The following is a 12,761-nucleotide window of genomic DNA, read 5'->3' as shown; positions in this document are numbered from 1 at the left end:
AATGAACTCGGGCACTCGTAGCCCCCACCATTCCCCCTCGTTACAGGTGATGCGGTCCGCGGCTGGGGCCGCATTGTCAACTAGGAGGAATAATGCTCAAGAAGGTCGTCGCTGCTGCGGCTGCCACCGGCGGTCTCGTTCTCGCGGGTGCGGGCATGGCCGTTGCCGACGCGGGTGCCCAGGGTGCCGCCATCGGTTCCCCCGGCGTGCTCTCGGGCAACGTCGTCCAGGTGCCGGTTCACGTCCCCGTGAACGTGTGCGGCAACACGGTCTCCGTGATCGGCCTGCTGAACCCCGCCTTCGGCAACACCTGCGTCAACGCCTGACGTTGTGCCTCGCCCCGTGAGGGTGTGAGCCGGTCCGGCCCCGGAGTGCGTGCCATGCACTCCGGGGCCGGTGGCCATTTCCGCCCCGGGCCGTCCGCCCGGTGGCACTCTTTCGAAGCCGAGCAGGCAGGGAACAAGCTATGCGACAGGTCACGCGCAAGGGCCTTATCACCGTCGCGGCCGCCGGAGGCGTTTTCGCCGCCGTCGGCGGCGGATATGCGCACGCCGATTCCGGCGCGAACGGTACGGCCACGAATTCCCCGGGCGTCGCGTCCGGAAATTCCGTCCAGGTCCCGGTGCACGTACCGGTGAACGCCTGCGGAAACACCGTCAATGTCGTCGGAGTGCTCAATCCGGCCTTCGCCAACAAGTGCGCCAACAGGTCCCCGTACGGCGGCGGCTCCTCCGCCGGCGGGCACACGAGCAACTCCCCGGGCGTGGGCTCCGGCAACAACGTCCAGGTGCCGGTCGACGTCCCGGTCAACGTGTGCGGCAACAGTGTCACGGGCGTCGGCCTGGGCAACGCCGTCACGGGCAACGACTGCGCCAACGGCGGGGACACGGGCTACGGGGAGGAGGAGCCGGGCAATCCCGGTAACCCGGGCAACCCCGGTAACCCTGGGAACCCGGGCAACCCTGGCAATCCCGGTAACCCGGGTAACCCTGGGAATCCGGGCAACCCCGGTAACCCGGGCAACCCTGGTAACCCCGGCACTCCGGGGAACCCTGGTACGCCCGGCAACCCTGGTACCCCTGGCACTCCTGGTACCCCGGGTACTCCCGGTACCCCTGGCACCCCCGGTACTCCCGGCAACGAGGGTGGGCCGAACACTCCCGGTGCGCACCAGGTCACTCCGCCGCGTGCCGTCGAGGAGCTCGCCGAGACCGGCTCCGGTTCGCTCGGTGTGATCCTTCCCGCAGGTGCCGGGATGCTGCTCGCCGGTTCGCTGATCTACCGACGCGCCCGCAGCGCCGCCTGAGCCCGCGGCGGTCACGCACCACGCACAGGGGCCCCGCACACCGCGGGGCCCCTTCTCGTCGATCCACTTCTCCCTACCAGGTCGCCCTGACCTGGCGGATGATCCGCCGCTTCAGCCGCACTCTGCGGCTCCCGTCCCGGTGCAGGCTCAGACGGTCCAACTCCCAGTGTCCGTACTCGGCATGGTCGGTCAGGAGCCGCGTCGCCTCCTTGCGGGAGACACCGCGCGGCACGTACACGTCGACAAATTCGTATTCCGGCATCGCATCTATTGTGCGGGCACGGGCCCGGTACGGATAGCGTCTGTCCCATGTCTGATGCTGCGCAGCCCACCGCTGCCGAGGTACGTGCCGCCGCCGAGGCGGTCAAAGCCGCACTGGACCGTCACCTCGCGGCGGTCGAACGCCGCACGGGAGACGACGACACGGCCGTCTACGAAGCGTTCAACGCCCTCGCCACGGCGGCCGAGGCGTACGACGAACTCCTCTACGACCGCTACGACGAGGTCACCCCCTTCGAGATCCCCGGAGCCGACGGCAACCTGCCGCCGTACACCGGACCTGACGAACCCCACGCCCTCAGCCTCCTGATCCGCCGCGACTACGCCGTGGCCGAACCGCAACGCCTGCTGGCCCAGGCCCGCCGCGTCGCCGAGCTCGACAGCGAAGCGGACACCGGGGCCGCCGCCAAGGCGGGCGTCTCGCCGCTCGCCGCGCTCGGCGTGCTCTTCGGCGAGTACGAACCGGACGAGATCGCCTCCCGGCACAAGGAGTTCGGCCTGGAGGAGGGGGACTCCACGCTCTGGGTCACCGCCGCCGAGGAACTCCCGGAACCGGGGGAGTGGCTGGGCGCCCCCTTCGACCACGCCGATCCCGAGCGGATCGTCTGCCGCTTCGACGTCAGCTCCGTCTTCGACGAGGAGGAGGACGAGGACGGGCCCGTGGACGCGGCGGCCCCCGGCGCGGACGCCTGACGGGACGCGGGAGGGCCCGGACACCGTGTGCGGTGTCCGGGCCCTCCGTCGTCCATGTGGCCGCTCAGGTGGCCGCTACTCCTCGCCGCCGACGGCCAGCAGCCCCTCCAGGAGCGGCCGCAGCCGCGTCGTACGCTCCGGCGCCACCCCCTCGGCCACCGCGCGGGCCAGCGCCTGGTCCACGCCGTGCACGACCGAGAGATGGCGCTCCGCCCGGCCGAACGCCGTGTACACCCAAGGCCGGCTCAGGCCGCCCGCGGCGTCCCCGGGCAGCACCACGACCACCGCGGGCCAGCGCGCCCCGGCCGCCTGGTGCGCCGTGAGCGCCCAGCCGTGCCGCAGCGCCGACTCCACACGCTCCCTCGGTACGAGGAGCTCGTCGTCCCCGCAGCGCAGCCGCAGCCCGTCGGTGTCGGCCGAGAGGACCGTGCCCGTCACCGTGTGCCCCGGCGCGGGCGCGTAGGCCACCCGGTCGCCGATGTCGTAGCCGCCGAACCGGCCGGGGCCGGGGTTCAGCCGCTGCTTGAGGGCCGCGTTCAGCGCGCGCGTACCGGCGGAGCCGCCGTGGCCGACCGTGACGACCTGCGTCTGCTCGGACGGCACCCCGATCGCCCGGGGCACCGAGTCCGCGACCAGCTGGACCGTGCGGTGCACGGCCTCGCCCGCGTCCCGCACCGGGACGATCACGACCTCCTTGCCCGGGGCCTCGACCTGGTTCAGCTCGCCGACGCCGATGCCCGACACCAGCTCGCCGAGCGGTCCGGGATCGGGGACGCGGGAGGCGATCCTCGGGCACACCCGCGCCGCGAGCACGTCCGCGAAGACCCGGCCCGCGCCCGGTGCGCCGAGCACCTCCGGGTCGCCGCTCAGCACCAGCCGGCAGCCGTCCGGCAGCGACTCCACGAGCATCGCGCCGGTCTCCACGTCCAGCTGCGGCGCGTCGAGCACCACGAGGAGGTCCAGGGCGAGGGCGCCCTCCTCGTCGCGGCCCGGACCGGCCGTCCCGGAGAGCAGATCGGCGACCGTGACCGCGTCCAGGCCGGCGGCGCGCCGCCCGTCGCCCGCGTGGACGGCGACCAGGGTGCGCAGTCCGCGCTCACGGGCCGCCGCGGCGAGCGCCACCGGCTCGGCGCGGGAGGCCTCTCCACCGGTGTGGAGGACGAGCCCGTGCGCACCGGCGGCGCGCTCCAGCTCGCCGCCCTCCCAGGTGTCGGCGGTCGCCGTCCTGACCAGCCGGGCGAGGCCGTCCGCGAGGCTCTCCTCCGCCAGCGCGTACCGGTCGAGCCCGAGCAGGACGGGAGCGGCGGGCTCCTGCTCCGGCGCGGAGCTCTCCTCCCCGGCGTCCTCGTCGCCGTCGGGCTCCTCCGCCGTCTCCTCCTCCTGGAAGACGAGGACCGCGGCCTCGGAGACCGCCGTCTCCACGGCCTCCTCCGGGTCCGGCACCGCGTGCCCGGCGAGTCCGGCGCGCACGGTCTGGATCTCCAGGGCCGTGTGCCCCTGGAGGGCGGCCCGCTCCAGGAGCCACACGGTCAGGGCGACCGTGCGGCGCGGGTCGCCCGGGCCGCACGCGGAGCCCAGCAGCGCCCGCGCGAAACCGTCGGCCTGCTCCGGCCGGACCCCGGAGACCGTGAGCAGCTGCCACGGGTCCTCGCGGAGCGCCGTGGCCGCGCCCTCGCCGAGCGCGGCGGCGACCTGACCGGCCAGCGCCTCCGGGGCGCCGCCCTCGGCGAGGACCTCGCGGACGGCGGCCGTGGTCCCGGGCGCCGGAGCCGTCGGCCGCTCCGGTGCGGGGGGCCGCACGGTCATCGCCGGGGCGGTCTCGGCGGCGGGGCGGCGGGGTGCGGGCTCGGGGGCCTCGTAGAACGTGCTGCCCGAGGCGGAGCCTCCCTCCACGGCCCGGACGGCCGCGAGGAGGTCGGCGGCGGTGCCGCTCAGCTTGGCCCCGCTCGTGAGGGGGCCGCTCTTCTCGGCCTTGCGGGCCTCGATCCTCGCCCGCAGCTCCCGCTGCGCGGCGAGCTCGGCCTGCGCGTCACTCAACTCGGGCGCGTCGCCGCCCGACGCCCCGGCGTCACCCTGCCCGCCGCCGGCCTCCTGCGCCGTGCCGGGCTCTTCGCCCGCACCGTGCTCCTCGCCCGCGCCGGGCTCTTCACGGGGGCTGGGCTCGTCGGCCGCGTCCGGCTCTTCGCCGGTGCCGGGCTGCTCGCCCGCGTCCGGCTGCTCGCCCGCGCCCGCGGCCGTGCTGGGTTCCTCGCCCGCGCCGGGCACTTCGCCTGCGCTGGGCTCATCGCCCGCGCCCGGTTCCTCGGTGGTGGCCGGCTCTTCGGCCGGGACGGGCTCCTCGGACGGCGTCGGCTCTTCGGTCGCTTCGGGGCCCGGGGCCGGAGCCCCGGCGGCTCCCTCCCGCAGGTCCTCGGCGGCGGGCTCCACGGCCTCGGGCGCGGTCTCCCCGGAAGGCTCGGTCACAAGGTGCTCCAGTCGTGATCCGGATAGCGGTGCACGGGCGCCGACACATCGTCCAGCGCCCGACAGATCTCGTCAGGAAGACTAAGGGCCTCCACTGACAACGCGGTCGTGAGCTGGCGCGCCGTGCGCGCGCCGACGATCGGCGCGGTCACCCCGGGCCGGTCGCGGACCCAGGCGAGCGCCACGTGGAGCGGGGTCGTCGCGAGCCCGTCGGCCGCCGTCGCCACGGCGTCCACGATCCGGCTCGCCGCCTCGTCCAGGTACGGCTCCACGAACGGCGCCATCGTCTCCGAGGCGCCCCGCGAGTCGTTCGGCGTGCCGCTGCGGTACTTCCCCGTCAGGACCCCGCGTCCCAGCGGCGAGGAGGGCAGCAGACCTATGCCGAGGTCCTGCGCGGCCGGCAGCACCTCACGCTCGACGCCCCGTTGGAGCAGCGAGTACTCGAGCTGGGCCCCCGCGAGCCGGGTCCGGTCGCCGCCGAGCTGCCAGGTGCCCGCCTTGGCGAGCTGCCAGCCGCAGAAGTTGGCCACCCCCGCGTACCGCGCCCGGCCGCTGCGTACGGCGATGTCGAGGGCCTGGAGCGACTCCTCCAGGGGCGTGTACGGGTCGAAGGCGTGCAGCTGCCACAGGTCGACGTGGTCGGTGCCCAGGCGGGCGAGGGAGGCGTCGAGGGCGGCGAGCAGGTGCCCGCGCGAGCCGTCCGTGCGCCGGTCGGGGTCCGGGACGCTGCCCGCCTTGGTCGACAGGACGAGGTCCTGCCGGGGCACCAGGCGCTCCATCAGACGCCCGAGCAGATACTCCGCCTCGCCCCCGCCGTACACGTCGGCGGTGTCCACGAGCGTGCCGCCCGCGTCCCAGAACGCCTTCAACTGCTCGGCGGCGTCGTGCTCGTCGGTGTCCCGGCCCCAGGTGAGGGTGCCGAGTCCGATGCGCGACACACGCAGGCCGGTACGTCCGAGATGCCTCTGCTCCATGGGCGCGAGAGTACTGGCCAGGGCACCACGCGGAGAGAGCCTGTGGACAACCGCGTCCTGACGGATGGCCCGCACGCGCGCTAGAGTCCGCCCCACGTGACGTTACCGATGGGTAAGGGGTGTGTGGAATGCGGCTCGGCATCAACCTCGGCTACTGGGGCGCCGGCATGGACGGCGACAACCTCGCCGTCGCCCAGGAGGCGGACCGCCTCGGCTACGACGTGTGCTGGGCCGCCGAGGCCTACGGCTCCGACGCACCCACCGTCCTGGCCTGGGTCGCGGCGAAGACCGAGCGGATCGACGTCGGCTCCGCGATCATGCAGATCCCGGCCCGGCAGCCCGCCATGACGGCGATGACGGCGGCCACCCTCGACTCGCTGACCGGCGGCCGTTTCCGCCTCGGCCTCGGCGTCTCGGGACCGCAGGTCTCCGAGGGCTGGTACGGCGTGAAGTTCGACAAGCCGCTCGCCCGGACCCGCGAGTACGTCGAGATCGTCCGCAAGGCCATGACCCGTGAGCGGCTCAGCTACGACGGCGAGCACTGGACCCTGCCGCTGCCCGGCGGCCCCGGCAAGCCCATCAAGCTCACCGTCCACCCGCAGCGCGAGCACATCCCGCTCTACATCGCCGCGATCGGGCCCAAGAACCTGGAGCAGACGGGCGAGATCGCCGACGGCGCCCTGCTGATCTTCCCCTCCGCCGAGCACCTGGAGGAGACCGCGCTCCGGCACCTGCGCGCGGGCCGCGAGAAGGCCGGCCTGACCATGGACGGCTTCGACGTCTGTCCGACCCTGCCGCTCGCCCTCGGCGACGACGTGAACGCGCTGGCCGACGTGTTCCGGCCGTACACCGCGCTCTACGTCGGCGGCATGGGCAGCCGCAAGCAGAACTTCTACAACCAGCTCGCCCAGCGCATGGGGTACGAGAAGGAGGCCGCCGAGATCCAGGACAAGTACCTGGCCGGCGACAAGACCGGGGCCGCGGCCGCGGTGCCCCACTCCCTGATCGACCAGACCACGCTGCTCGGCTCCGTCGAGCGGATCGCCGAGCGGATGACGGCCTACGCGGAGGCCGGGGTCACCACCCTCACCCTCGCCCCGGCCGGCTTCACCCTGGACGAGCGGCTGGCGGCGCTGCGGGCGGGCGTCGAGGCGATGGAGCGGGCCGGACTGGCCTGACCGCGGGAGCGCGGCGCCGGACCCCGGCGGACGGAGTCCGGCGCAGGCGGTCGAAGCCCGTGAGCCCCCAGGGGCCGATCGGTGCGAGGGCGCCGTCGACGACGAAGAGAGGTCTGCGGCCGTGGTGGGGGCTCGGGGGTCTTCCCCGCCACGGCCGTCATGCAGCACAACGCTCCACGGGGCCCCCGGTTACGCCCTCGGGTCTCACTCTTTCGGCCGAGTCGCCACGCCCTCCTGTTGCCCGCCGCCCGGGACCCGACTTGACTCGATCTCCCCGGACGTACCGGAGTACGGACGTCCGCACGGAGGTGGCGGCGATGCTCACGGCCAAGGGCCTGTTCCAGGAAATCATCGACAACGACGAGTCCTTCCGGCTCTTCTGCTCCATCGCCGCGAGCGGCGAGTCGCAGGGCGGCTGGGAGAACGCCCGGATCGCGGCCCTCGTCGCGCCCGGCATGCGCTCCCTCGCGCCCAAGATCACCCGGCACGGCGCCGACGAGGACAAGCACGGCCGGATCTTCAACGCGCTGATGAGGAAACGCGGCCTCGAACCCGTCCCCGTGCCGCCCGACACCGACTACACGATGCTGCTGGAGCACCGCGGCATCGGCCTCGCGCACGAGAAGCTCCGCGCCGACCGGCCGCTGACCGAGGAGGACGTCGTCGTCTACCTCGCCCACAGCCGGGTCACCGAGCAGCGCGCCGCCGACCAGATGGACATGCTCGTCAGGTACTTCGGGGACCATCCCGAACTGGGCAAGGCCATCCACATGATCGACAACGACGAGGTGAACCATCTCGCCTACTGCCACGAGGAACTGCTCCGGCTCGCCCGTCAGGGCCACGGCCGACTCATCCAGCGGACCCTGCGCGAGTCCGCCCTGGCCGAGATCCAGGTCTACCGCGACGTCAGCCTCGCCGTGATGCGCCACATGGGCCGCATCCTGAACTGGCCGAAGCCCAAGGCGGCCGTCCTCGTCGCAGGGATCCACACCACGTACGCGTACGAGCGCGCCGCCGGCTGGCACAAGATGGTCGACCTGCGGATGCCCGAGCGGCTGAACGCCCTCGGCGGCCCCGCGACCCCCGCCCCCGCCTTCTGAGGCCGCCCGGCGCCGACGGGGCTCACATCCAGCCGCGCCGCTTGAACACCCGGTACAGCCCGGCGACGATGCCCGCCATCACCACGATCACCACCGGGTACGAGCCCTCCCAGCGCAGCTCCGGCATGTGGTCGAAGTTCATCCCGTAGATCCCCGCGACCATCGTGGGGACCGCGGCCATGGCCGCCCACGCCGAGATCTTCCGCATGTCGTCGTTCTGCCGGACCCCCATCTGCGCGAGATGGGCCGACAGCACGTCGGACAGGAGCCGGTCGAGGCCCTCCACCTGCTCGTTGGAGCGCAGCAGATGGTCGTTGACGTCACGGAAGAAGGGCTGCGCGCGCTCGTTCACGAACGGCACCGAACCGGCCGTCAGCCGCGCCACCGGCCCGGCCAGCGGACCGCTCGCCCGCCGGAACTCCAGGACCTGCCGCTTCGCCGTGTAGATCCGTTCCGCCGTGTTGGCCGGATTGCCGCCGCTCGGCGCGAAGACGTCCGCCTCCAGCTCCTCCAGGTCGACCTGGAGCTCGCCCGCCACATCGAGGTAGTGGTCCACGATCGCGTCGCTCACCGCGTACAGCACCGCCGTCGGCCCGTGCTTCAGGACCTCCCGGTCGGCCTCCAGGCGCCGGCGCACCGCCGCGAGGGGGGCGCCCTCACCGTGCCGGACCGTCACGACGAACGAGTCGCCCATGAACACCATCAGTTCGCCCGAGGACACCCGGTCGCTCTCCGGCTCGTACACGATCGGCTTGAGCACCACGAAGAGCGAGTCGTCGTAGACCTCCAGCTTGGGCCGCTGGTGGGCCTTGAGGGCGTCCTCGACGGCCAGCGGGTGCAGCGCGAACTCCGAGGCGACATGGGCGAACTCCGCCTCCGACGGCTCGTGCAGCCCGACCCACAGGAACGCGTCCCCCGTCGCCCGCGCCTCGTCCAGGGCGTCGGAGAGGTCGGCGGGGCCGTCCGTACGGCGCCCGTCCCGGTAGATGGCAGAGTCCACGATCACGCCGCGCATTCTCCCCCGAACGCCGCCGCCACGCACGCGTGTGCGGCAGCCGCGGCCCGTCGGCACCACCCCGCACGCGTGCACCCGCCCTCCGTTCCCGTCGCCGAGTGCCCCCGCCCCCGTCGCCGCGCGCGCCCGGCCCGGCCTCCGGCATCCCGCGCACCGGCCCCCGCCCCCGTCGTCCCGTGCGCCCGCCCCGCCGCATCGGCACCGCCTAGGCTGGACCGCATGGCCACCCTGATCCTCGTCCGGCACGGACGCTCCACCGCCAACACCTCCGGGGTCCTCGCCGGGCGCACGCCCGGGATCGCGCTCGACGAGCGCGGGGCCGCCCAGGCCGCCGCCCTCCCCGGGCGCCTCGCGGACGTCCCGCTCGCCGCGGTCGTCACCAGCCCCCTCCAGCGCTGCCGGGAGACCCTGCGGCCGCTCCTGGACGCCCGCCCCGGCCTCCCGCTCCACGTCGAGGACCGGATCAGCGAGTGCGACTACGGCGACTGGTCCGGCCGCAAACTGGCCGAGCTGGCCGACGAACCGCTGATGGAGATCGTCCAGGGACACGCCTCGGCGGCCGCCTTCCCCGGCGGCGAGTCCATGCGCGCCATGCAGAACCGCGCCGTCGAGGCCGTGCGCGACTGGAACGCCCGCGTGGAGGCCGAGCACGGCGAGGACGCCACGTACCTGATGTGCTCCCACGGGGACATCGTGAAGGCGATCGTCGCCGACGCCCTCGGGCTCCACCTCGACCTCTTCCAGCGCATCCACGTCGACCCCTGCTCGGTCACCGCGATCCGCTACACGCGCCTGCGCCCCTTCCTCCTCCGCCTCGGCGACACCGGGGACTTCGCCGGGTTCGCCCCCCGGGAGCACCCCGGCGGCGGTGGGACGGCCGAGGTCGGTGGTGGTGCGGGCGCACCGTGATCCCCGCGCGCAGTAGGGTGGACGCGCCGCTGTAGTACGACTGTCGAGACTCAAGGGAGCCGGGAACGTGTCCCGTCAGGTGTTCCTCTACGACCCACCGGAGCGTTTCGTGGCCGGTACGGTCGGGCTGCCTGGCCGCCGTACGTTCTTCCTCCAGGCGTCCGCCGGCGGCCGGGTCACCAGCGTCGCGCTGGAGAAGACCCAGGTCGCGGCCCTCGCCGAGCGCATCGACGAACTGCTCGACGAGGTCGTGCGCCGCACCGGGGGCAACGCGCCGGTGCCCGCCGTCGCCCCCGCCGAGATCGCGGACACCGCCCCCCTCGACGTGCCCGTCGAGGAGGAGTTCAGGGTCGGGACCATGGCCCTCGCCTGGGACGGCGAGGAGCAGCGCATGATCGTCGAGGCGCAGGCGCTCGTCGAGCTCGACGCGGACTCCGAGGAGGACCTCGCCGAGGCCGAGGAGCGGCTGCTGCAGGACGAGGAGAACGGTCCGCCGATGCTCCGGGTCCGCCTCAGCGGTGCCCAGGCCCGGGCCTTCGCCAAGCGGGCCCTGGACGTCGTCAACGCGGGCCGCCCGCCCTGCCCGCTGTGCAGCCTGCCGCTCGACCCCGAGGGGCACGTCTGCCCGCGCCAGAACGGATACCGCCGCGGAGCATGAGCAGCCCCGAGAGCCCGCGCGACACGGAGCTCCTCGCGCGCGGTGAGCTGACCGTGCGCGGACGGGTCCGCGAGGCGTCCAACGCCGTGCTGTACTGCTCCGTCGCCCACGAGGGCCGCGAGGCCGCCTGCGTCTACAAGCCGGTCGCGGGGGAGCAGCCCCTGTGGGACTTCCCCGACGGCACCCTCGCCCAGCGCGAGGTCGCCGCGTACGAGATCTCCGAGGCGACCGGCTGGGGCCTGGTCCCGCCGACCGTGCTCCGCGACGGGCCGTACGGGGAGGGCATGGTCCAGCTGTGGATCGAGGCCGATCCCGGGGCTCGGCTGCTGGCCCTCACCGAGGACGAGGAGGCGGGCGAAGGGTGGAAGGCCGTGGGGCCCGCGCAGATCGACGAGGACCGCACCGCGCTCCTCGTCCACGCCGACACCCCCGAGCTGCGCCGCCTCGCCGTCCTGGACGCCGTCATCAACAACGGTGACCGCAAGGGCGGGCACCTGCTGCCGGCCCCGGGCGGACGCCTGTACGGCATCGACCACGGGGTGACCTTCCACGTCGAGGACAAGCTGCGCACGCTGCTGTGGGGCTGGGCGGGCGAGGAGCTGCCCGCCGAGGCGGCCGCCGTGCTCGACTCGCTCGACCGGTCCCTGGCCCCGGGAGCGCCGCTCGCCACCCGACTGGCGGAACTCCTGACCGGCGCCGAGGTCGCGGCCGTACGCGCCCGCGTGGAGGCGCTGCGCACCACCGGACGGCACCCGGAACCCTCGGGGCAGTGGCCCTCGATCCCCTGGCCGCCGGTCTGATTCCTTGGCCGAAAGGTTTCGGCCAAGGCCGTCGGAGGGGTAGGCACCCCTGGGGGGTATGCACGCACGCCTCCGACCCGCAAGAGCGCCTAATCGGTCAAGATCCCGGATCCGGTTCGTATCCGGAACACCTGTCCGGTTACGCTCGGGTCATGCATGCCTGGCCCGCTTCTGAGGTCCCCGCCCTTCCCGGCAAGGGCCGCGACCTCCGGATCCACGACACCGCGACCGGTGGACGAGTCACCCTCGCCCCCGGTCCCGTCGCCCGTATCTACGTCTGCGGCATCACGCCGTACGACGCGACCCACATGGGTCACGCGGCGACCTACAACGCGTTCGACCTCGTTCAGCGCGTGTGGCTCGACACCAAGCGGCAGGTGCACTACGTCCAGAACGTGACGGACGTGGACGATCCGCTCCTGGAGCGCGCGATCCGCGACGGCGTCGACTGGGTCGGCCTCGCCGAGCGCGAGACCGCCCTCTTCCGCGAGGACATGACGGCCCTGCGGATGCTGCCCCCGCAGCACTACATCGGCGCGGTCGAGGCCATACCGGGCATCGTCCCGCTCGTCGAGCGCCTCCGGGACTCAGGCGCCGCGTACGAGCTCGACGGCGACATCTACTTCTCCGTCGAGGCCGACCCGCACTTCGGTCAGGTCTCGCACTACGACACCGAGCTGATGCGCCACCTCTCCGCCGAGCGCGGCGGCGACCCGGACCGTCCGGGCAAGAAGAACCCGCTCGACCCGATGCTCTGGATGGCTGCCCGTGAGGGCGAGCCGAGCTGGGACGGCGGCAGCCTCGGCGCAGGCCGCCCCGGCTGGCACATCGAGTGCGTCGCCATCGCCCTCGATCACCTCGGCATGGGCTTCGACGTGCAGGGCGGCGGCTCCGACCTGATCTTCCCGCACCACGAGATGGGCGCCTCCCACGCCCAGGCCCTCACGGGCGAGTTCCCCATGGCCAAGGCGTACGTCCACGCCGGCATGGTCGCCCTGCACGGCGAGAAGATGTCGAAGTCCAAGGGCAACCTGGTCTTCGTCTCCAAGCTCCGTCGGGACGGAGTCGACCCGGCCGCCATCCGGCTCGCGCTGCTCTCGCACCGCTACCGCGACGACTGGGAGTGGACCGACCAGGTCCTGGAGACGGCCGTGGAGCGTCTCGGCCGCTGGCGCGCCGCCGTCTCGCGTCCCGACGGCCCGTCCGCCGACGCGCTCGTCGAGGAGCTCCGCGAGGCCCTCTCCGACGACCTCGACACGCCCACCGCGCTCGCCGCGGTCGACCGCTGGGCCGAGCTCCAGACGGCCGAGGGCGGTGAGGACGAGTCCGCTCCCGGCCTCGTCTCGCGCGCTGTCGACGCACTGCTCGGTGTGGCCCTGTAGC

The 12,761-nt window shown here is 73.5% G+C and carries 13 protein-coding genes; 9 read left to right on the top strand and 4 right to left on the bottom strand.

The features are described from left to right. The first annotated feature begins 92 nt into the window (after positions 1-92). Together chpH and IE237_RS41550 are read left to right on the top strand one after the other, a co-directional pair. Positions 93-326, top strand: coding sequence for a chaplin ChpH (gene chpH / locus IE237_RS30550; RefSeq protein ID WP_037925746.1), 234 nt, complete (start codon positions 93-95; stop codon positions 324-326). A gap of 140 nt (positions 327-466) precedes the next feature. After that, on the top strand, positions 467-1,306 hold the full coding sequence (locus IE237_RS41550) for a chaplin (RefSeq protein WP_189805369.1): 840 nt from the start codon (positions 467-469) through the stop codon (positions 1,304-1,306). A gap of 73 nt (positions 1,307-1,379) precedes the next feature. On the opposite strand, the gene IE237_RS30540 is transcribed toward IE237_RS41550, so the two are convergent. Then, positions 1,380-1,568 (bottom strand): DUF5703 family protein, encoded by a 189-nt coding sequence (locus tag IE237_RS30540; protein ID WP_015032473.1) that lies wholly within the window; start codon positions 1,566-1,568, stop codon positions 1,380-1,382. 47 nt (positions 1,569-1,615) lie between these two features. Here IE237_RS30540 and IE237_RS30535 point away from each other — a divergent pair, with 47 nt between their 5' ends. After that, positions 1,616-2,278 (top strand): hypothetical protein, encoded by a 663-nt coding sequence (locus IE237_RS30535; protein WP_189805368.1) that lies wholly within the window; start codon positions 1,616-1,618, stop codon positions 2,276-2,278. A gap of 75 nt (positions 2,279-2,353) precedes the next feature. Here the strand turns inward: IE237_RS30535 and IE237_RS30530 are convergent, their stop codons facing one another. Beyond that, complete coding sequence (locus IE237_RS30530; protein WP_229842986.1) at positions 2,354-4,741, bottom strand: helix-hairpin-helix domain-containing protein; 2,388 nt, start codon at positions 4,739-4,741, stop codon at positions 2,354-2,356. Beyond that, positions 4,738-5,715, bottom strand: coding sequence for an aldo/keto reductase (locus tag IE237_RS30525; RefSeq protein WP_189805367.1), 978 nt, complete (start codon positions 5,713-5,715; stop codon positions 4,738-4,740). Before IE237_RS30525 ends, IE237_RS30530 begins: the two co-directional genes overlap by 4 nt. 128 nt (positions 5,716-5,843) lie before the next feature. Here IE237_RS30525 and IE237_RS30520 point away from each other — a divergent pair, with 128 nt between their 5' ends. Next, entirely contained in the window at positions 5,844-6,893 is a 1,050-nt protein-coding gene (locus tag IE237_RS30520) for an LLM class F420-dependent oxidoreductase (protein WP_189805366.1), read from the top strand. A gap of 317 nt (positions 6,894-7,210) precedes the next feature. Then, on the top strand, positions 7,211-7,996 hold the full coding sequence (locus IE237_RS30515; protein WP_189805365.1) for a ferritin-like domain-containing protein: 786 nt from the start codon (positions 7,211-7,213) through the stop codon (positions 7,994-7,996). Positions 7,997-8,018: 22 nt separating this feature from the next. Here the strand turns inward: IE237_RS30515 and IE237_RS30510 are convergent, their stop codons facing one another. Beyond that, positions 8,019-9,011, bottom strand: coding sequence for a magnesium and cobalt transport protein CorA (locus IE237_RS30510; protein ID WP_189805364.1), 993 nt, complete (start codon positions 9,009-9,011; stop codon positions 8,019-8,021). Positions 9,012-9,230: 219 nt separating this feature from the next. Here IE237_RS30510 and IE237_RS30505 point away from each other — a divergent pair, with 219 nt between their 5' ends. From IE237_RS30505 to mshC, 4 genes are all read left to right on the top strand, one after another. Continuing rightward, positions 9,231-9,920 carry a histidine phosphatase family protein gene (locus IE237_RS30505; RefSeq protein WP_189805363.1) on the top strand — a complete coding sequence of 230 codons (690 nt, stop codon included), beginning with the start codon at positions 9,231-9,233 and terminating at the stop codon, positions 9,918-9,920. A gap of 67 nt (positions 9,921-9,987) precedes the next feature. Further along, on the top strand, positions 9,988-10,578 hold the full coding sequence (locus tag IE237_RS30500) for a DUF3090 domain-containing protein (protein WP_189805362.1): 591 nt from the start codon (positions 9,988-9,990) through the stop codon (positions 10,576-10,578). Beyond that, positions 10,542-11,378, top strand: a complete 837-nt coding sequence (locus IE237_RS30495; protein WP_189805508.1) for an SCO1664 family protein — start codon at positions 10,542-10,544, stop codon at positions 11,376-11,378. Before IE237_RS30500 ends, IE237_RS30495 begins: the two co-directional genes overlap by 37 nt. 152 nt (positions 11,379-11,530) lie before the next feature. After that, a complete protein-coding gene (gene mshC, locus IE237_RS30490) occupies positions 11,531-12,760 on the top strand; it encodes a cysteine--1-D-myo-inosityl 2-amino-2-deoxy-alpha-D-glucopyranoside ligase (protein ID WP_189805361.1) in 1,230 nt (409 codons plus the stop codon). Position 12,761: the final 1 nt, after the last annotated feature.

The organism is Streptomyces tanashiensis, from assembly GCF_014648895.1.
Lineage (GTDB): Bacteria > Actinomycetota > Actinomycetes > Streptomycetales > Streptomycetaceae > Streptomyces > Streptomyces tanashiensis.
The sequence above is the reverse complement of the archived record's forward strand: the minus strand, read 5'-3'. Positions and strand labels throughout refer to the sequence as shown.